General features: G+C 68.4%; 13 protein-coding genes. 4 read left to right on the top strand and 9 right to left on the bottom strand.

What is annotated here, in order from left to right; all coding sequences use genetic code 11:
* Position 1: 1 nt before the first annotated feature.
* Positions 2-3,127 carry a transglycosylase domain-containing protein gene (locus tag PSPA7_RS22500; protein WP_033996913.1) on the bottom strand — a complete coding sequence of 1,042 codons (3,126 nt, stop codon included), beginning with the start codon at positions 3,125-3,127 and terminating at the stop codon, positions 2-4.
* A 153-nt stretch (positions 3,128-3,280) separates the two neighbouring features.
* Here PSPA7_RS22500 and PSPA7_RS22495 point away from each other — a divergent pair, with 153 nt between their 5' ends.
* Complete coding sequence (locus PSPA7_RS22495; protein WP_023442815.1) at positions 3,281-3,490, top strand: hypothetical protein; 210 nt, start codon at positions 3,281-3,283, stop codon at positions 3,488-3,490.
* 330 nt (positions 3,491-3,820) lie between these two features.
* On the top strand, positions 3,821-5,236 hold the full coding sequence (locus tag PSPA7_RS22490; RefSeq protein WP_012077018.1) for an amino acid permease: 1,416 nt from the start codon (positions 3,821-3,823) through the stop codon (positions 5,234-5,236).
* Positions 5,237-5,356: 120 nt separating this feature from the next.
* On the opposite strand, the gene PSPA7_RS22485 is transcribed toward PSPA7_RS22490, so the two are convergent.
* Positions 5,357-6,172 carry a sulfite exporter TauE/SafE family protein gene (locus PSPA7_RS22485; protein WP_003159593.1) on the bottom strand — a complete coding sequence of 272 codons (816 nt, stop codon included), beginning with the start codon at positions 6,170-6,172 and terminating at the stop codon, positions 5,357-5,359.
* A 106-nt stretch (positions 6,173-6,278) separates the two neighbouring features.
* Between PSPA7_RS22485 and PSPA7_RS22480 the strand changes: the two genes are divergently transcribed.
* On the top strand, positions 6,279-7,067 hold the full coding sequence (locus PSPA7_RS22480) for an AraC family transcriptional regulator (protein ID WP_003103062.1): 789 nt from the start codon (positions 6,279-6,281) through the stop codon (positions 7,065-7,067).
* Here the strand turns inward: PSPA7_RS22480 and prpD are convergent.
* From prpD to PSPA7_RS22450, 6 genes are all read right to left on the bottom strand, one after another.
* Positions 7,045-8,529 carry a 2-methylcitrate dehydratase gene (gene prpD, locus PSPA7_RS22475; RefSeq protein WP_012077017.1) on the bottom strand — a complete coding sequence of 495 codons (1,485 nt, stop codon included), beginning with the start codon at positions 8,527-8,529 and terminating at the stop codon, positions 7,045-7,047. The genes PSPA7_RS22480 and prpD overlap by 23 nt on opposite strands.
* A 134-nt stretch (positions 8,530-8,663) precedes the next feature.
* Positions 8,664-9,851, bottom strand: a complete 1,188-nt coding sequence (gene prpF / locus PSPA7_RS22470; protein ID WP_012077016.1) for a 2-methylaconitate cis-trans isomerase PrpF — start codon at positions 9,849-9,851, stop codon at positions 8,664-8,666.
* Between the two features lie 118 nt (positions 9,852-9,969).
* Positions 9,970-12,576, bottom strand: coding sequence for a Fe/S-dependent 2-methylisocitrate dehydratase AcnD (gene acnD / locus PSPA7_RS22465; RefSeq protein ID WP_012077015.1), 2,607 nt, complete (start codon positions 12,574-12,576; stop codon positions 9,970-9,972).
* A 133-nt stretch (positions 12,577-12,709) separates the two neighbouring features.
* Positions 12,710-13,837: a bifunctional 2-methylcitrate synthase/citrate synthase gene (gene prpC / locus PSPA7_RS22460; RefSeq protein WP_012077014.1), complete on the bottom strand. Its 1,128-nt coding sequence runs from the start codon at positions 13,835-13,837 to the stop codon at positions 12,710-12,712.
* Between the two features lie 92 nt (positions 13,838-13,929).
* Positions 13,930-14,826 carry a methylisocitrate lyase gene (prpB, locus tag PSPA7_RS22455; protein WP_003103044.1) on the bottom strand — a complete coding sequence of 299 codons (897 nt, stop codon included), beginning with the start codon at positions 14,824-14,826 and terminating at the stop codon, positions 13,930-13,932.
* 10 nt (positions 14,827-14,836) lie between these two features.
* Complete coding sequence (locus PSPA7_RS22450) at positions 14,837-15,559, bottom strand: GntR family transcriptional regulator (RefSeq protein WP_012077013.1); 723 nt, start codon at positions 15,557-15,559, stop codon at positions 14,837-14,839.
* Between the two features lie 116 nt (positions 15,560-15,675).
* On the opposite strand from PSPA7_RS22450, the gene PSPA7_RS22445 reads away from it, so the two are divergent.
* Positions 15,676-16,326, top strand: coding sequence for a class I SAM-dependent methyltransferase (locus PSPA7_RS22445; protein WP_074197269.1), 651 nt, complete (start codon positions 15,676-15,678; stop codon positions 16,324-16,326).
* 9 nt (positions 16,327-16,335) lie between these two features.
* Here the strand turns inward: PSPA7_RS22445 and PSPA7_RS22440 are convergent, their stop codons facing one another.
* Positions 16,336-18,657, bottom strand: a complete 2,322-nt coding sequence (locus tag PSPA7_RS22440; RefSeq protein ID WP_012077012.1) for a DEAD/DEAH box helicase — start codon at positions 18,655-18,657, stop codon at positions 16,336-16,338.
* Between the last annotated feature and the right edge of the window lie 290 nt (positions 18,658-18,947).

Below are 18,947 nucleotides of genomic sequence, written 5' to 3'. Positions count from 1 at the left end.
GCTACAGGCGGCCGATCTGTTGCGGCGCCAATGGCACCTGGCAGCGCGTGGCGGTGCGCGGGTCGAGGTAGTCCCGGAGGATCGGCGCCATGCCCTTGAGCACCTGCACCGGCAGGGCCGAGGTGAACTTGAACTGGCTCGACTCGCTGCCATCGACGTAGGCGGTGAGGGTACCGAAGTGCCGCGGGCCGATGTAGAAGACGAAAGTGGCGGTGCGGTTCAGCGCCTTCGAGCTGCGCACCTGGCCGCCGGCGCTGAAGGTCTGCAGGCGGTTGTCGCCGGTGCCGGTCTTGCCGCCCATCACCAGCGGCGCGCCGTCCGGACGGCTGAAGGTGCCTTGCAGGCGTCGCGCGGTGCCGGCGTCGACCACCTGGGACAGCGCGTTGCGCAGGGTGGTGGCGACTTCCGAGGTCATCACCCGCTGGCCGAGGGTGGCTTCCGGCGCGAAGCGCGTCTCGTAGGGCGTACCCAGGGCGAAGTCGAGGTGCTCCAGGCGCAGGGTCGGCATGCGCACGCCGTCGTTGACGATGATCCCCATCAGTTCGGCCAGCGCCGCCGGGCGGTCGCCGGAGCTGCCCAGGGCGGTGGCGTAGGACGGCACCAGGTGATCGAAGGGATAGCCGAGCTTCTTCCACTGCTGGTGCAGGTCGAGGAAGGCCTCCACCTCCAGCAGGATGCGGATGCGCTTGTCGCGGGCGTTCTTGTGCCGCGACTTGAACAGCCAGCCGTAGACCTCCTTGCGCTCGGCTCCGCTGGCCGCCACCGCCTCGCCGAAAGTCGCCTGCGGCTGCTTCTGCAGGTAGCCGAGCAGCCATAGCTCCAGCGGGTGCACGCGGGCGACGTAGCCCTGGTCGTTGAGGTTGAACTTGCCCGGGCCGTAGCGCTGGTACAGCTCGGCGGCGCGCTTGTCGGTCAGGCTGCCGCGGGGCAGGCGTTCGCGGAGGAAGGCGCTGAAGCTCGCCAGGTCGGCCTGCGGCCGCAGGTAGCGATGGATCGCAGCCAGACGCACCGGCCAGGGACGCAGGCCGTCGAGAAAGGTCTCCAGGCGCTGGTTGGCGTCCTTGTCGCGGTACTTGACCCAGAAGCGGCGCAGGTAGACCTGGCTTTCCTTGTCGACGAAACGGTCGAGGTAGTCGGCGCGGCGCGGGTCCTTGTCGTCGGCCAGCAATTGCACCTTGCTCCCGGCGTTCTGGTAGATGTCGTGGCGGATCAGGTCGCGCAGCAGGCGCACGAAGGGCAGGTTGATCGATTCGCGCAGGGCTTCCAGCAGCATCGGCCGGCGGCCGTTGTCTTCCTTGCGGAAGTTGTTGAAGGTGTGCAGCCCGCCGCCGGTGAAGAAGCTCTCGTAGGGGCTGGCCGAATAGCGCCGTTCCATGGCCGCCTGGAGCATCGCGGAAAGATCGCGGTCGCGGCTGGCCATCAGGTAGTCGATGCCCCAGCGGAGGATGAAATCGAGCGGCTCCACTTCCACCTTGCGCAGCTCAGCGACGCTCATGCCGCCATAGTCGCGGTGGATCTGCGCGACGCTCTCCAGGTAGCTGGCCAGCACCCGCAGCTTGGCGGTGGAGCCCAGCTCCAGCTTGCTGCCTTCGTTGATGTCGAAGGGCTGGTCGGTGTTGTCGGTCTGCACCCGCACCTGGTTGCCGCTCGGCGTGCGTTCGAACAGGGTGAAGCTGTAGCGCACCGCGCCGGTCGAGCTCGGGGTCAGCAGGCGTTCGCCGATCAGGCCGAGCTGGGCGGCGTAGTCCGGGTCGGCGAGTTTCTGCAGGTAGGCGCTGACGCTTTCCTGCAACTCGTGCTGGAGGGTGGTATTGGCCCGCAGGTCGAGACGGTCGAGGTCGTACAGCGGCACGCCGAGCATCCCGGCCAGGCGGGTACGCGCCAGGGTCACGCCCTTGTTGGTCGGCAGCGGTTGTACCGTCGGCTGGCTGCGCGAGTCGCGGAACGCCAGCTTCTGCGCCAGCGCCGCGTCGCGTAGCGGTGCCTCGATGATGCCCGCCTGGGCCAGCACCCGCAGGTGGCTGTCGGTCATCCGGTTCAGCTCGTCGCGGCCGCGCGGCGCCAGGTAGAAGGAAGGCCGCCGGTGGGCGATCATCAGCGCCAGCACCTGGCGCAGGGCCAGGCCCTGGGCGGCCAGTCCGGCCTTGCCGTCGAGGGCCGCGCCGACCTGCCGGTAATCGGCGCCGTACCAGACCCACAGGCCGTCGGCCAGGCCGGTGACCTCGCCGTAGCCCGGCGCCGCCGACAGCGGCACCGAGTTCAGGTAGGTGAGCACGATGCCCTGGCGCGCGGCGAAGTTCGCCGGGCCTTCGCGATAGCTGCGCACGCTGGCCGAGAACATCTGCCGCAGCTTGTCGCCGATGCTGGTGGTGCGGCCCTCGGAAGAGTGGCGGTACTTTTCGATCTGGGTCGCCAGGGTGCTGCCGCCGGAGGAGTGCGCGCTGAAGCCGAGCATCCTGCCGACCTGCGACAGCGCCGCCTGGGTGAAGCGGCCCCAGTCCACCGCCGGGTTGAGGTAGGGGCGCTCATGATCGAGCAGGTCGCGGTTCTCGATGAACAGCAGGCTCTGCACCGCCAGCGGCGGCAGGCTGGCGAAGTTCGCGTAGCGCCGTTGCGGATAACGGAAGTCGTAGATCGGCACGCCGCGGCAGTCGGCTATGTCCAGCCCGGCCTGGGGCTTCTCCGCGTAGGGCGGGAACAGCCGGTGTTCGGCGTAGCGCATCAGCGCCGGGGAGAAGCGCGCCTGGCGGGTGATGGTGTAGTCGCGGTCGTACAGGCGCTGCATGAAGGACGGCAGCAACTGGTAGCCGAGGCGGCGGTCGAACGGGCCGTCCTCCGGGAACCGGATGGCCTCGCTGGGTCCCTGGCCCACCGCGTAGTCCAGGGTCGCGGCGTAGCGTGCCAGCTCGCGCGCCTGCAGGCGCGAAGTGTGCGCTTCGTGAAGTACCACGATGCCCACCGCGCCGAGGATCGGCAAGGCGAAGCCGAGCAGCATCAGGCGTTGGCGCAGGCGGTTTTTTCGAGAGGGAGCGGCGGCAGGCAGACCGCAGGGTTGCAGCTCGGAAGGGTCGTTCGTGGATCGTTCTGATGCACCCATGCTCGCACCGCCTGTAGCTGCGCAATTCATCCGCACCTGGGGGGAAGTCTAGTTGTCCCGTTGCAACCCTGCTGTCATTCGTGCAAGGAAAATCCCCCTGGCGGCATCGGACGACCGAGGGTTGGAGCGGCGTGGCGCAGGGGTTAGAGTGTCTGTCTGAGTTCCTTGTGTTTCGGGTCCGGAATGTCGATGCGCACACTTTTCCCCCTTCTCGCCATTGTCGTCCTGGCGGGTTTCTCCGGCCTCGCGGCGCAGGCCGCGCCGGCGCCCTTCTACAAATGGCAGAGCAAGCTCGACGGCCAGGTCGCCTGCATGCAGACCTCGCCGGGCGACGGTTGGGTAAGGCTCGACGGTCCCTATCGCGATCTCCACTGCCGCGAGCCCCTGCGCTGAACTCGCGGTGAAACCATTCAGCGCGGGCCACCTCCGGCGGCGCTTACGCCTTTGGTCCAGTTGCCCCGTCACGGGGCATGACGGCCTCGAAATCTTGTGTAAAACTCCGGCCCGACCTCAGTTGTAGTCGACTCCCGCAATGCCCACGTTCGCTCCACGAGAGCGGACAGCCTCTTCCGGTGTGCAGTCCTGGAACCTATGACGCCCCGTCGTCGCCCGCTGTGCGGTACCGCGCAGGGGCTGCGCCGTTGGTGAAATCCGCTTCCCTACCCCGACCGCACGAGCGAGTTCGCAACTGATCTATCTCAATAACAAAATGAGGTTGTTCCCATGTCGTCTGTCGGCGAACAGAAGGTTCAAGACGGCTCCCTGAAGCGCGAGCTCGGTGAGCGACACATCCGCCTGATGGCGCTCGGCGCCTGTATCGGCGTCGGCCTGTTCCTGGGCTCGGCGAAGGCCATCCAGATGGCCGGCCCGGCCATCATGATCTCCTACATCCTCGGCGGCCTGGCGATCCTGGTGATCATGCGCGCCCTCGGCGAGATGGCGGTGCACAACCCGGTGGCCGGTTCCTTCAGCCAGTACGCCAAGGACTACCTGGGCCCGCTGGCGGGCTTCATCACCGGCTGGAACTACTGGTTCCTCTGGCTGGTGACCTGTGTCGCCGAGATCACCGCCGTCGCCGTCTACATGGGTATCTGGTTCCCCGACGTGCCGCGCTGGATCTGGGCCCTGGCGGCCCTGGCGAGCATGGGCACGATCAACCTCATCGCGGTGCGCGCCTTCGGCGAGTTCGAGTTCTGGTTCGCCCTGATCAAGATCGTCACCATCCTGGCGATGGTGGTGGTCGGCATCGGCATGATCGCCTTCGGCTTCGGCAACGACGGCATCGCCACCGGCATCTCCAACCTCTGGGCCCACGGTGGCTTCATGCCCAACGGCATCCAGGGCGTGCTGATGTCGCTGCAGATGGTGATGTTCGCCTACCTCGGGGTGGAAATGATCGGCCTCACCGCGGGCGAGGCGCGCAACCCGACCAGGACCATTCCCAGCGCGATCAACTCGGTGTTCTGGCGCATCCTGCTGTTCTATGTCGGCTCGCTGTTCGTGATCATGTCGCTCTACCCGTGGAACGAGATCGGCACCCAGGGCAGCCCCTTCGTCATGACCTTCGAGCGCATGGGCATCAAGACCGCCGCCGGAATCATCAACTTCGTGGTGATCACCGCCGCGCTGTCGTCCTGCAACGGCGGCATCTTCAGCACCGGGCGCATGCTCTACAGCCTGGCCCAGCATCGCCAGGCCCCGGCCTTCTTCGGCAAGGCCTCGCGCAGCGGCGTACCGCGCCGGGCGCTGATCCTGTCGATCCTGGCGCTGCTGCTGGGCGTGTTGCTGAACTACCTGGTGCCGGAGAAGGTGTTCGTCTGGGTGACCTCCATCGCCACCTTCGGCGCGATCTGGACCTGGGCGATGATCCTGCTGGCCCAGCTGCGCTTCCGCAGGACCCTGAGCCCGGCCGAGCGCGACAAGCTGCAATACCGCATGTGGCTGTACCCGGTCAGTTCCTACCTGGCGCTGGCGTTCCTGGTGATGGTGGTGGTGCTCATGGCCTTCTTCGAGGACACCCGCATCGCCCTGTACATCGGCCCGCCGTTCATCCTGCTGCTGACCGTCCTGTACTACGCCTTCAACCTGGCGCCGAAGGAACCTGCCGATGCCGGCGCGGTGAGCCGCGCGGCGTCCTGAGCGGTGTAGCGCCGGAAAGGAAAGAGGGCCTCGGACGAGGCCCTTTTTCGTTGCGCCAATATCCGGCCCGGTGCGGCGGATAACGCCGTTGGCGTTATTCGCCCTACCCAGGCTGGGGCATCAGCCCGCCAGCATGCTCAGCATCACCGCCGCCAGCAGGCCGACGTACACCCGTGCATGCAGCGCATCGGGAATCCGCCCGATCAGCGGGGTCGCCAGGCGGATGCCGAGCCAGCCGCCGCCGGCCAGGGTGGCGAAGGCCAGCAGGTCGATGTAGCCGACGAAGCCTCGGCCCAGGCCTTGCTCCTGGTAGCCGGCCAGGACCAGGTAGGTAAGGGTGCCGCCAAGAGCCACCGGCAGGCTCAGCGGGTTGGCCATGGAGGTCGCCTGGGTCATGCTCAGCCCGCAGCGGCGCAGCAGTGGTACGGTCATCACGCTGCCTCCGACGCCGAGGAAGGTGGCGATCGCACCGATCAGCGTTCCGCCCAGGCGCGTCTCGCCGACGCCCAGCGGCCGCGCCTGGCGCTCCTCGGCGCGGCTGAGGAAGCCGCGACGCAACAGGCAGTCGAGGATGGTGATGGCGAGGTAGGCGACGAAGGCCAGGCGAATGAAGTCGCCGCTGGCCAGGCCGACCAGCGCCGCGCCAAGCACCGCGCCGATACCGATGTACGCGCCCAGCGGCCAGACATAGGCGCGCAGCAGGCTGCCGGCGCGCCGGTGGCGATAGGTGGCGAGGGCGGCGTTGACGATCATCACGCAGGTCGAGGTGGCCACCGCGACCTGCATGGCCGCCTGGGCCAGCGGGTCGTCGGCGGCGCGACCGAGTTGCAGCAGGTGATAGAGCAGCGGCACCACCACGAAGCCGCCGCCAAAGCCGAACAACACGGCGCTGACCCCGGTGAGGCAGCCGCAGAGAAAGAGCAGGAGATAGAACATGGCGGGTTTCCGGAGCGAGAGCGGAAGGCCAGCTTAGGCGTCACGGGGCTGGCCCGCTTCGCGAGGTTGGCCAATACTATTCGTGTTTCGGCCAGGTGCTTCGACCATGCGCAACGCTTCCATCGAGCAGTACGACGCCACGCCCCGGGCCGTGGTGGCCATGGGTACCGACTATCCCGACGGCTACCTGCTGCCGCGCCATCGGCATCGTCGCGCGCAATTGCTGTACGGTGCCAGCGGGGTGATGCAGGTGCGTACCGGCGACGCCGGCTGGGTGGTGCCGCCACAGCGCGCAGTGTGGATTCCGCCGGGCGTCGAGCACGAGGTGCGAATGCTCGGGGTGAGCACCCGCAGCCTGTACATCGAGCCCGGCAGCGCCATGGCGATGCCGGCGCACTGCCAGGTGCTGGCGGTGTCGCCGCTGCTGCGGCAACTGTTGCTGGCGGCGGTGGACATGCCCCTGGAATACGACACCGAAGGTCGCGACGGCGCGTTGGCGACGCTGTTGCTCCATGAGCTGGCGGCGGCCGAGACGCTGCCGCTGCACGTGCCCTTGCCGCCCGAGCCGCGTTGGCTGGCGCTCTGCGAGGCGTTCCTCGTCGAGCCCGACATCCGCGCCAGCGCCGAACGCTGGGCCGGGTTGCTGCATACCAGCCTGCGCAGTTTCAACCGCACCTTCCGTCGCTACACCGGCCTCAGCTTCGGTGCCTGGAAGCAACGCGCCTGCGTGGTGCAGGCACTGGCGCGGCTGGCCGGCGGCGAAACGGTCACCGCCATCGCCCTGGACTGCGGCTACCAGAGCCCGGCAGCCTTCTCGACCATGTTCCGCCGGGTCCTCGGCCAGCCGCCCAGCGCCTTCCAGGCGGGCGCGCTCAGATCGCCAGGAGGTCCATGAAGCGGTTCACCGGCGTGGCTTCCAGCGATGCCTGGTGGCTGCACAGGTCGAAGATCCTCTGGCAGCGCTGCGGCGGGAAGCGCGTGGCCAGGTTGGCCTTGAACTTCTCCTGCAGCAGCGGGATGCCTTCGGCGCGCCGGCGGCGATGGCCGAGCGGGTACTCCACGGCGACCTGGCCGGTGCTGCTGCCGTCGTCGAAGAACACTTCCACGGCGTTGGCGATGGAGCGCTTGTCCGCCTCCAGGTATTCACGGCTGTAGCGCGGCTCCTCGACGATCTCCATTTTCTCGCGCAAGCGATCGATCAGCGGGTGGGCGGCGTGGAAGGCGTCCTCGTAGTGCTCGGCCACCAGGTCGCCGAAGATCAGCGGCACGGCGGTCATGTACTGCAGGCAATGGTCGCGGTCGGCGGGGTTGGCCAGCGGGCCGACCTTGGAAATGATGCGGATCGCCGACTCGTGGGTGGTGATGACGATGCGGCTGATCCGTTGCAGGCGGTCCTTCACCAGCGGATGCAGGCGCACGGCGGCCTCGGCGGCGGTCTGCGCGTGGAATTCGGCGGGGAAGCTGATCTTGAACAGCACGTTTTCCATCACGTAGCTGCCGTAGCCCTGGGGGAAGCCGAAGCGCCGCTTGTCTTCGGGCTTGGTCGCCAGATCCTTGTTGGTGTGGCTGAACAGGACATCGTAGAAACCCCACTGTGGCGCGCTGAGCACGCCGGGAATGCCCATCTCGCCGCGCAGGGCGATGTCCGCCAGGCGCACGCCGCGGCTCGTTGCGTCGCCAGCGGCCCAGGACTTGCGTGAGCCGGCGTTCGGCGCGTGACGGTAGGTGCGCAGGGCCTGGCCGTCGACGAAGGCGTGGGAGAGGGCGGCCAGCAGTTGCTCGCGGTCGGCTCCCATCAGCTTGGCGCAGACGGCGGTGGAAGCGACCTTGACCAGCAGCACATGGTCGAGGCCGACGCGATTGAACGAGTTCTCCAGGGCGATCACGCCCTGGATCTCGTGGGCCATGATCATCGCTTCCAGTACCTGGCGCATGCTCAGCGGCGCTTCGCCGTTGGCCAGGCGTTTCTGCGAGAGGTGGTCGGCGACGGCGAGGATGCCGCCGAGGTTGTCCGAGGGATGGCCCCACTCGGCGGCCAGCCAGGTGTCGTTGTAGTCCAGCCAGCGGACGATGCAGCCGATGTCCCAGGCGGCCTTGACCGGGTCGAGCCGGAAGGAGGTGCCCGGCACCCGCGCGCCGTGCGGGACCAGGGTGCCCTCGACCAGCGGGCCGAGGTGCTTGGTGCATTCCGGGAAGCGCAGCGCCAGCAGGCCGCAGCCGAGGGTATCCATCAGGCAGTTGCGGGCGGTGTCCAGGGCCTCCGCGGAATCGATGCGGTAGTCCAGCACGTAGTCGGCGATGTCCTGCAGGACGGCGTCGTAGTCGGGACGTTGGTTGAGATCGACGTTGGCACTCATCGCGTACTCCAGTGGTTCGTAGGTGGTGGGTTTCCTCTCGGGTCAGGCTGGTTCGGGGATGGTTCTTCTTGTCGTGGCTGCAAGACGCCCCGGCCTTTCGCGGTGGCGGCAGGCCGGAGCAAGGATAGGTCGGTTCAGAAGGCGTCGCCGGGTACGCGCACCCAGCCTTCCATGAGGATTCGCGCGCTGCGGCTCATGATCGCCTTGGTCACCGTCCATTCGCCGTTCGCCTGGCGGGCCTCGGCGCCTACTCGCAGGGTGCCGGAGGGATGGCCGAAACGCACCGCGCTGCGCTCGCCACCGCCGGCGGCGAGGTTCACCAGGGTGCCGGGGATCGCCGCGGCGGTGCCGATGGCCACCGCCGCGGTGCCCATCATCGCGTGGTGCAGCTTGCCCATGGACAGCGCGCGGACCAGCAGGTCGATATCCCCGGCCGCCACCAGCTTGCCGCTGGCGGTGCGGTAGTCGCGGGGCGGGGCGACGAAGGCGATCTTCGGCGTGTGCTGGCGGGTCGCGGCTTCCTCGGGGGTCTTGATCAGCCCCATGCGCAGGGCGCCGGCGACGCGGATCCGTTCGAAGCGCGCCAGTTGCTGCGGGTCGCCGTTGATCTCTTCGCGCAGCTCGGTGCCGCGGTAGCCGATCTCCTCGGCATTGACGAACACCGTGGGAATCCCGGCGTTGATCATGGTCGCCTTGAAGGTGCCGACCCCCGGCACCTCCAGGTCGTCCACCAGGTTGCCGGTGGGGAACATGGCGCCGCCGTCCTCGCCGTCGTCGGACGGGTCGAGGAACTCCAGCACGATCTCGGCCGCCGGGAAGGTCACTCCGTCCAGCTCGAAGTCGCCGGTTTCCTGGACCTGGCCGCCGCTCACCGGCACGTGGGCGATGATGGTCTTGCCGATATTGGCCTGCCAGATGCGCACCTCGCAGATGCCGTCTTCCGGTATCCGCGCCGGATCCACCAGCCCGGCGTGCAGGGCGAAGGCGCCGGCCCCGGTGGAGAGGTTGCCGCAGTTGCCGCTCCAGTCGACGAAGGGCTTGTCGATGGAGACCTGGCCGTAGAGGTAGTCGACGTCGTGGCCCGGCTGGCTGCTCTTCGAGAGGATCACGCACTTGCTGGTGCTGGAGGTGGCGCCGCCCATCCCGTCGATGTGCGCGGCATAAGGGTCGGGACTGCCGATCACCCGCATGAACAGCCGGTCGCGCGCCTCGCCGGGGACCCTGCAGGATTCCGGCAGGTCTTCCAGGCGGAAGAACACGCCCTTGCTGGTGCCGCCGCGCAGGTAGGTGGCGGGAATGCGGATCTGGGGTGGGTGGGCCATGCGTCGTCGTCCTCGGCAATCGAATTCAGGGGCAGCCGCTGCGTTCGGCAGCCGCTGCCGGTCGTCGGCGGATGACGCTACGCGTCGTCCGTCCTACCAGGGTGTTTCGCCGGCGCCATCAGGCGCCGGCCGCCTCCAGGAAGTCCTGGGCGAAGCGTTGCAGTACGCCGCCGGCTTCGTAGATGGAGACTTCCTCGTCGCTGTCCAGGCGGCAGGTCACCGGCACTTCGAGCCGCTCGCCGTCGCGCCGGTGGATGACCAGGGTCAGGTCGGCGCGCGGCCGGCGAGCGCCGACCACGTCGAAGGTCTCGCTGCCGTCGATCCCCAGGGTCAGGCGGGTGGTGCCCGGCTTGAACTCCAGCGGCAGCACGCCCATGCCGATCAGGTTGGTGCGGTGGATGCGCTCGAAGCCCTCGGCGACGATCGCCTCCACCCCGGCCAGGCGCACGCCCTTGGCCGCCCAATCGCGCGAAGAACCCTGCCCGTAGTCGGCGCCGGCGACGATGATCAGCGGCTGCTTGCGCTCCATGTAGGTCTCGATGGCTTCCCACATGCGCATCACCTTGCCTTCCGGCTCGACCCGCGCCAGCGAACCCTGCCTCACGCTGCCGTCGGCGTTGCGCACCATCTCGTTGAACAGCTTCGGGTTGGCGAAGGTTGCGCGTTGCGCGGTGAGGTGGTCGCCGCGGTGGGTGGCGTAGGAGTTGAAGTCCTCCTCGGGCAGGCCCATCTTCGCCAGGTATTCGCCTGCCGCGCTGTCGGCGAGGATCGCGTTGGACGGCGACAGGTGGTCGGTGGTGATGTTGTCCGGCAGCACCGCCAGCGGACGCATGCCGCGCAGGGTGCGTTCGCCGGCGAGGGCGCCTTCCCAGTACGGCGGGCGGCGGATGTAGGTGCTCGTCGGGCGCCAGGCGTAGAGCGGGTCGACCTTTTCGCGCTCGCCGTGGGTGATGTCGAACATCGGGATGTAGACCTGGCGGAACTGCTCGGGCTTCACCGCCGCCCTGACCACCGCGTCGATCTCCTCGTCGCTCGGCCAGAGGTCCTTCAGGCGGATCTCCTTGCCGTCCGCCACGCCGAGCACGTCGCGCTCGATGTCGAAGCGGATGGTCCCGGCGATGGCGTAGGCCACCACCAGCGGCGGCGAGGCGAGGAAGGCCTGCTTGGCGTAGGGGTGGATGCGCCCGTCGAAGTTGCGGTTGCCGGAGAGCACCGCGGTGGCGTACAGGTCGCGCTCGACGATCTCCCGCTGGATCGCCGGGTCGAGGGCGCCGGACATGCCGTTGCAAGACGTGCAGGCGTAGGCCACCACGCCGAAGCCGAGGGCTTCCAGGTGCGGCAGCAGGCCGGCTTCGCGCAGGTATTCGGTGACCACCTTGGAGCCCGGTGCCAGCGAGGTCTTCACCCATGGCTTGCGGACCAGGCCGAGGCGGTCGGCGTTGCGCGCCAGCAGGCCGGCGGCGATCACGTTGCGCGGGTTGCTGGTGTTGGTGCAACTGGTGATCGCGGCGATGATCACCGCGCCGTCCGGCATCAGGCCCTCGGCTTCCTCGGCGCGGGCCCGCTCGAGGTTGCCGGCGATGCCTTTCGCCGCCAGTTCGCTGGTGGCGACCCGGGCGTGCGGGTTGGACGGGCCAGCCATGTTGCGCACCACGCTGGACAGGTCGAACTTCAGTACCCGCTCGTACTCGGCGTCTACCAGGCTGTCGGCCCAGAGCCCGGCGGTGCGCGCATAGGCCTCCACCAGGGCGACCTGCTCGTCGTCGCGGCCGGTGAGGCGCAGGTAGTCGATGGTCTGCTGGTCGATGGCGAACATCGCCGCGGTGGCGCCGTATTCCGGAGCCATGTTGGAGATGGTCGCGCGGTCGCCGAGGGTCAGGCTGGCGGCGCCTTCGCCGTAGAACTCCAGGTAGGCGCCGACCACCTTCTGCTTGCGCAGGAACTCGGTCAGGGCCAGCACCACGTCGGTGGCGGTGATGCCCGGCTGGCGACGGCCGCTCAGCTCGACGCCGACGATGTCCGGCAGGCGCATCCAGGAGGCGCGGCCGAGCATCACGTTCTCCGCCTCCAGGCCGCCGACGCCGATGGCGATCACGCCCAGGGCGTCGACGTGCGGGGTATGGCTGTCGGTACCCACGCAGGTATCGGGGAAGGCCACGCCGTCGCGCGCCTGGATCACCGGCGACATCTTCTCCAGGTTGATCTGGTGCATGATGCCGTTGCCCGGCGGGATCACGTCGACGTTGCGGAAGGCCTGCTTGGTCCAGTCGATGAAGTGGAAGCGGTCCTCGTTGCGGCGGTCCTCGATGGCGCGGTTCTTGGCGAAGGCCTCGGGGTCGTAGCCGCCGCATTCCACCGCCAGCGAGTGGTCGACGATCAGTTGCACCGGCACCACCGGGTTGACCTGGGCCGGGTCGCCGCCCTTGTCGGCGATGGCGTCGCGCAGGCCGGCGAGGTCGACCAGCGCGGTCTGCCCGAGGATGTCATGGCAGACCACCCGCGCCGGGTACCAGGGGAAGTCGAGGTCGCGCTTGCGCTCGACCAGTTGGCGCAGCGAAGCCTCCAGGGTCGCCGGGTCGCAGCGGCGCACCAGGTTCTCGGCGAGCACGCGGGAGGTATAGGGCAGCTTGGCGTAGGCGCCGGACTGGATCGCCTCGACCGCCTCGCGGGCGTCGAAGTAGTCCAGGCGGGTGCCGGGGAGCGGTTTGCGGTGTGCGCTGTTCATGGCTCGGACTCAATCACGGGGTGTTCGGAAGCGTGTCGCTCGCGCCGTGGCGCAGCCCACGCCGGCCTTTCGAATTCTGGGTGCGGCAACCGTCCGGCGCGCCCGCGGTCGGCGGCGCGCCGGACGGCGTGGATCAGCGTTGCTCCAGCGGCACGAACGCGCGCTGCTCGACGCCGGTGTACTCGGCGCTCGGGCGGATGATGCGGTTGTTGGCACGCTGTTCGAAGACGTGGGCGGTCCAGCCGCTGGTCCGCGAGCAGACGAAGATCGGCGTGAACAGCTTGGTCGGGATGCCCATGAAGTGATACGCCGAGGCATGGTAGAAGTCGGCGTTGGGGAACAGCTTCTTCTGTTCCCACATGGTCTTGTCGATGGCTTCGGAAACCGCGAACAGGACCTTGTCGCCGACCTCGTCGGCGAGCTGCTTCGACCAGCCCTTGATCACTTCGTTGCGCGGGTCGGATTCCTTGTAGATCGCATGCCCGAAGCCCATGATCTTGTCCTTGCGCTCGAGCATCTTCAGCAGCTCGGCGGTGGCTTCCTGCGGCGAAGAGAAGCGCTCGATCAGTTCCATCGCCGCCTCGTTGGCACCGCCGTGCAGCGGGCCGCGCAGCGAGCCGATGGCGCCGGTGACGCAGGAGTACAGGTCGGACAGGGTCGAGGCGCAGACCCGCGCGGTGAAGGTGGATGCGTTGAACTCGTGCTCGGCGTAGAGGATCAGCGAGACGTTCATCACCTTCACGTGCAGCTCGCTGGGTTTCCTGCCGTGCAGCAGGGCGAGGAAGTGCCCGCCGATGGTCGGCTCGTCGCTGTTGCAGTCGATGCGCTGGCCTTCGTGGGTGAAGCGGTACCAGTAGGTCATGATCGCCGGGAAGGCGGCGAGCAGGCGGTCGGCGACGTCGCGCTGCTGGTCGAAACTCAGCTCTGGTTCCAGGGTGCCGAGGACCGAGGCGCCGGTGCGCATCACGTCCATCGGGTGGGCGTCCTTGGGAATCCTTTCGAGGACCTCCTTCAGTGCCTGCGGCAGGTCGCGCTGGCCCTGGAGCTTCTTCAGGTAGGCGTCGAGCTGCTGCTTGTTCGGCAGCTCGCCGTAGAGCAGCAGGTAGGCGACTTCCTCGAAGATCGCCGCTGCCGCCAGGTCGCGGACGTCGTAGCCACGGTAGGTCAGGCCGGCGCCTTCCTGGCCGACGGTGGACAGGGCTGTCTGGCCGGCCACCTGGCCACGCAGGCCGGCGCCACTCAGTACTTTTGCTTCAGCCATTGCTCTCTCCTTTCTTGAATTTTTTCTGGATGCTGCAACTCGGTTTCACGGGGTTCGCGGGCCGGCGCTCAGGCGCACGCCGACCACTATGCTCAGGCGTTCTTCTTCTGCGCGAAGAGCGCATCGAGCTTCTGCTCGAAGCTGTGGTAGTCGATGCGATCGTACAGCTCCATGCGGGTCTGCATGGTGTCGATCACGTTCTTCTGGGTGCCGTCGCGACGGATCGCGGTGTAGACGTTCTCCGCCGCCTTGTTCATGGCGCGGAAGGCCGACAGCGGGTAGAGCACCAGGGACACGTCGGCGGAGGCCAGCTCGTCGGTGGTGAACAGCGGGGTGGCGCCGAACTCGGTGATGTTGGCCAGCACCGGCACCTTCACTGCGGCGGCGAATTCCTTGTACATGGCCAGTTCGGTCATGGCTTCCGGGAAGATCATGTCGGCGCCGGCCTCGACGCAGGCGCAGGCGCGATCGATGGCGGCCTGCAGGCCTTCCACGGCCAGCGCGTCGGTGCGCGCCATGATCACGAAGGAGTCGTCGCTGCGGGCATCGACGGCGGCCTTGATGCGGTCGACCATCTCCTGCTGCGAGACGATCTCCTTGTTCGGCCGGTGGCCGCAGCGCTTGGCGCCGACCTGGTCCTCGATATGCATCGCGGCGGCGCCGAACTTGATCATCGACTTCACCGTGCGGGCGACGTTGAACGCCGAGGAGCCGAAGCCGGTGTCGACATCCACCAGCAGCGGCAGGTCGCAGACGTCGGTGATCCGGCGCACGTCGGTGAGCACGTCGTCGAGGCCGCTGATGCCCAGGTCCGGCAGGCCCAGGGAACCGGCGGCGACGCCGCCGCCGGACAGGTAGATGGCCTTGAAGCCGGCGCGCTTGGCCAGCAGGGCGTGGTTGGCGTTGATGGTGCCGACCACCTGCAGCGGGTGTTCGGTGGCCACGGCTTCGCGGAAGCGCTGGCCGGGGGTAAGGGACGTCTGGCTCATCACGGACCTCTTAGACGGTGGAGGAAGCGGAGGCGAGCTTCGCCGGCTGGGTTTCCAGCTGGCGCTCGATGTTGCGGCGCGACGCACTGATGTGGCGGCGCATCAGCAGCTCGGCCAGTTCGCCGTCACGGTCGGCGATGGCGTCGAGAATGCGGTGGTGTTCGGCGAACGCCTGGCGCGGCCGGTTCGGCGTGGTCGAGTATTGGATGCGGTACATCCGCACCAGTTGGTAGAGCTCGCCGCAGAGCATGCGGCTGAGGGTGGCGTTGCCGCTGCCCTGGATGATCCGGTAGTGGAAGTCGTAGTCGCCTTCCTGCTGGTAGTAGCCGCGCCCGGCCTGGAACGCCTCGTCGCGCTCGTGGGTGTCGAGCACCCGGCGCAGCTCGTCGATCTCGGCCTGGCTCATGCGTTCGGCGGCCAGGCGGCAGGCCATGCCTTCCAGGGACTCGCGGATCTCGTAGAGTTCGATCAGCTCGGCATGGCTCAGCGACACCACCCGCGCCCCGACGTGCGGCACCCGCACCAGCAGGCGCAGGCCTTCCAGGCGATGGATCGCCTCGCGCAGCGGCCCGCGGCTGATGCCGTAGGTGCGCGCCAGCTCCGGCTCGGAAATCTTGCTGCCCGGCGCGATCTCGCCGCTGACGATGGCGCTCTGGATCTTGCGGAAGACGTGTTCCGAGAGGGTCTCGCCGTCGTCATGGGCAATTTCGAGGGAGGGTGGGTTCTGGGTCATGCCTGGGCTGCCTGTGTCGATGTGTCGACAATGTGTGCGAAACCTACCGCCTTGATTGGGCTGGGTCAATCATTCTTCGCATGATTGTCGACAATCGTCTAATGCCGCGTTGGGCTATGCTTTCCCGTTCGGCCGCCGCTGCCAGGAGAAGGTTCGTGGGTATCTATGACCGTTATGTGTTGCCGCGCCTGATCGATTTCGCCTGCGGCATGGGCGACGTGATGAAGCAGCGCTCGCTGCTGGTGCCGCGCGCCCATGGCCGGGTGCTGGAGATCGGCCTGGGCACGGGGCTGAACCTGGGCTTCTACGACGCGGCGAAGGTGTCGGCGATCGTCGGCGTCGATCCGGCGGCGCAGATGCAGGGCCTGGCCCGCGAGCGCGCGGAGCGGATCGGCATCCCGGTGCAGATGCTCGCCCTGGAGCTTGGCGAGATCCGCGCCGAGGCGGAAAGCTTCGACAGCATCGTCTGCACCTTCACCCTCTGTTCCATCGCCGCGCCGCTGCCGGCGCTGGGCGAGATGCGCCGGGTGCTGAAGACGGGCGGCGAGCTGCTGTTCTGCGAGCACGGCCGCGCGCCGGACGCCTCGGTGCAGGCCTGGCAGCGGCGCCTGACACCCTGGTGGAAACCGCTGGCCGGCGGCTGCCACCTGGACCGCGACATGCCGGCGCTGCTGCGCGAAGCCGGCTTCAGCATCGACGAGCTGGAACAGGGCTACCTGCCCGGGCCGCGCCCGTTGACCTACGTCTACCGTGGCCTGGCGCGTTGAGCGTCGGCCTCAGAGCGGCTTGGGCAGCGGCGCGAACAGCGCGTCGATATCGGCCTCGTCGAGCTTCCAGCCGTCGCCGTTGCCTTCGCTGAACAGGCCGTCGGCGAGGGCGGCCTTTTCCTGCTGCAGGTGCTGGATCTTCTCTTCCACCGTGCCGCGGGCGATCAGCCGGTAGACGAACACCGGCTTGTCCTGGCCGATGCGGTAGGCGCGGTCGCTGGCCTGGTTCTCCACCGCGGGGTTCCACCAGGGATCGTAGTGGATCACGGTGTCCGCCGCGGTCAGGTTGAGGCCGACCCCGCCGGCCTTCAGGCTGATCAGGAACACCGGCACCTGGCCGCCCTGGAAGCGCTGCACCGGGGCGCGGCGGTCGCGGGTCTCGCCGGTCAGCAGGACATAGTCGACGCCGCGCTGGCGCAGGGCGTCCTCGACCAGCGCGAGCATCGAGGTGAACTGCGAGAACAGCAGGACCCGGCGGCCCTCGGCGATCAGTTCGTCGAGCATGTCGAGCAGGTAGGCCAGCTTGCCGGAGCTGGCCGCCCGGCCGCCGCGCGCGCTGTCTTCCTGGCGTTGCAGCAGGCGCGTGTCGCAGCAGACCTGGCGCAGCTTGAGCAGCGCCTCGAGGATCACGATGCGGCTGCGCGCCAGGCCGCGCCGGGCGATCTCCTCGCGGACCTTGCGGTCCAGCGCCAGGCGCACGGTCTCGTAGAGTTCGCGCTGCGCCTCGCTGAGTTCGACGAACTGGGTGAACTCGCTCTTGGGCGGCAGCTCCGAGGCCACCTGTTCCTTGGTCCGGCGCAGCAGGAACGGCCGCAGGCGCGCGGCCAGGTGGCTGAGGCGCGCCTCGTCGCCGTGCTTCTCGATCGGCGTGCGGTAGTCCTGGGCGAACTGGCGGGCGTCGCCGAGCCAGCCGGGCATCAGGAAATGGAACAGCGACCAGAGCTCGCCGAGGTGGTTCTCCAGCGGCGTGCCGGTCAGGCACAGGCGATGCCGCGCCGCCAGCTCGCGGGCGGCGACGGCGGCCTTGGTGGTGGCGTTCTTGATGTTCTGCGCCTCGTCGAGGATCAGCAGGTGAAAGCGCCGCTTGCCCAGCTCGGCGGCGTCGCGCGGCAGCAGGGCGTAGGTGGTCAGCACCAGGTCGTGCTCGTCGATGCGGGCGAAATCGCGGCGCCGGCCGGCGCCGTGCAGGGCCAGCACGCGCAGATCGGGAGCGAAGCGACCGGCCTCGTCCAGCCAGTTGGGGATCAGGCTGGTGGGCATCACCACCAGCGCCGGCGCGTCGAGCCGCCCGGCCTGCTTTTCCAGGAGCACGTGGGCCAGCGACTGCAGGGTCTTGCCCAGGCCCATGTCGTCGGCCAGCACGCCGCCGCTGTCGAGTTCGCGCAGGGTCTGCATCCAGCTCAGGCCTTCGAGCTGGTAGGGCCGCAGTTCCGCGCGCAGGCCTTGCGGCGGGGTCGCCGGGCGGGCCTGGAAGTTGCGCAGGCGGCGGGCGAAGTCGCGCAGGTTGTCGCCGCCCTCCCAGGCCAGCGGCAGTTCGTCGAGGTCGGCCAGGCGCGCCGCGTCCGGAGCGCCCAGGCGCAGCTTGCGCTGCGGCTCGGGGTCGCCCAGGTAGAAGTCGGAAAGCGCCGCCAGCACCGGTTTCAGGCGGCCGAAGGGCAGCGCCACGCGCAGCGGCGGGTTGAGCTCCAGACGCAGCACCAGTTGCTCTTCGTCGGCGTGCCGGGCGAGGGCGCGCGGGTCGAGCAGGGCCGGGCTGCGGCGGATCAGCTCGGTCAGCGCCGGCAGCAGGCTGACCCGCTGGCCGGCGACCTGGATGCCCAGCTCCAGCTCGAACCACTGGCGGTCGTCGGCTTCCTCGACCTCGGCGTACCAGGCGTCGATGGGCGTCAGGTCGTAAGCGAAGTCGGCGCGGATGTCGATGAACCAGCCCTGCTGGCGCAGGCGCGGCAGGTCTTCCTGCATGAAGTGCAGCCAGGCGTTGTCGCCGGGCAGTTCGAACATCTCGCCGGCGCTTTCCTCGAGCGCGTCGCTGCGCCGGGTCGCCGGCTTGAAGCCGAGGCGGCGCAGGGTCTCGCGATATTCCTGCTCGTGCGCCGGGCGCCGTTCGATGCGCCGGCGGGCTTCCCGCGGCTCGCTGCCGGGACGCCCGGAAACTGCCTCGCCGGCATAGATGAAGGCCAGCGCCGCGCGGTGCCGGGAAATGCTCTGCATGCGTCCGCTGCGCAGGTCGTAGCCGCTGTGGACGTGGCTGCCGAGGGTCAGCCGCGCATACGGCCGGGCCGGGTCGATGGCCAGGCTGAGCTGGGTGTCTGGGGCGGAGGGTGAAGTCATCCGGTATGTCCTTCGGCGGAACCAGCCGAAACCGCAAACAGCCGATATTACCAAGCTCGAGGCGCTTGCGCAGAGCGGAGATGGACGTATGGCGCGGTCGATGGCCGTGCCGGACAAGTGTGTCCGGATATGACCGGCATGCCGCCGCGCCCGCCAGTCCCGGGCGGGACGCGACCTGGCGGTCGTCCGGAGCAAGTACAAATGCGAACGTAATTGAGATACAGTCGCAAACCTTCCGGATCGATGACCGTCCCGCCTTGCGCGGGCGCGGCGTCGCCGTGCCAGCCAGA

It is taken from the genome of Pseudomonas paraeruginosa PA7 (assembly GCF_000017205.1).
GTDB classification, from domain to species: Bacteria; Pseudomonadota; Gammaproteobacteria; order Pseudomonadales; family Pseudomonadaceae; genus Pseudomonas; species Pseudomonas paraeruginosa.
Note: the sequence above shows the minus strand (reverse complement) of the source record. Positions and strands in the feature narration are given on the sequence as shown.

Excerpts from the sequence above, each read along its gene's own strand:
- PSPA7_RS22495 (WP_023442815.1), top strand. The coding sequence starts at position 3,281 with ATGTCGATGCGCACACTTTTCCCCCTTCTCGCCATTGTCGTCCTGGCG.
- PSPA7_RS22440 (WP_012077012.1), bottom strand. The coding sequence starts at position 18,657 with ATGACTTCACCCTCCGCCCCAGACACCCAGCTCAGCCTGGCCATCGAC.
- PSPA7_RS22500 (WP_033996913.1), bottom strand. The coding sequence starts at position 3,127 with ATGAATTGCGCAGCTACAGGCGGTGCGAGCATGGGTGCATCAGAACGA.
- PSPA7_RS22445 (WP_074197269.1), top strand. The coding sequence starts at position 15,676 with ATGCTTTCCCGTTCGGCCGCCGCTGCCAGGAGAAGGTTCGTGGGTATC.
- PSPA7_RS22485 (WP_003159593.1), bottom strand. The coding sequence starts at position 6,172 with ATGTTCTATCTCCTGCTCTTTCTCTGCGGCTGCCTCACCGGGGTCAGC.
- PSPA7_RS22450 (WP_012077013.1), bottom strand. The coding sequence starts at position 15,559 with ATGACCCAGAACCCACCCTCCCTCGAAATTGCCCATGACGACGGCGAG.
- prpF (WP_012077016.1), bottom strand. The coding sequence starts at position 9,851 with ATGGCCCACCCACCCCAGATCCGCATTCCCGCCACCTACCTGCGCGGC.
- acnD (WP_012077015.1), bottom strand. The coding sequence starts at position 12,576 with ATGAACAGCGCACACCGCAAACCGCTCCCCGGCACCCGCCTGGACTAC.
- PSPA7_RS22480 (WP_003103062.1), top strand. The coding sequence starts at position 6,279 with ATGCGCAACGCTTCCATCGAGCAGTACGACGCCACGCCCCGGGCCGTG.
- PSPA7_RS22490 (WP_012077018.1), top strand. The coding sequence starts at position 3,821 with ATGTCGTCTGTCGGCGAACAGAAGGTTCAAGACGGCTCCCTGAAGCGC.
- prpC (WP_012077014.1), bottom strand. The coding sequence starts at position 13,837 with ATGGCTGAAGCAAAAGTACTGAGTGGCGCCGGCCTGCGTGGCCAGGTG.
- prpB (WP_003103044.1), bottom strand. The coding sequence starts at position 14,826 with ATGAGCCAGACGTCCCTTACCCCCGGCCAGCGCTTCCGCGAAGCCGTG.
- prpD (WP_012077017.1), bottom strand. The coding sequence starts at position 8,529 with ATGAGTGCCAACGTCGATCTCAACCAACGTCCCGACTACGACGCCGTC.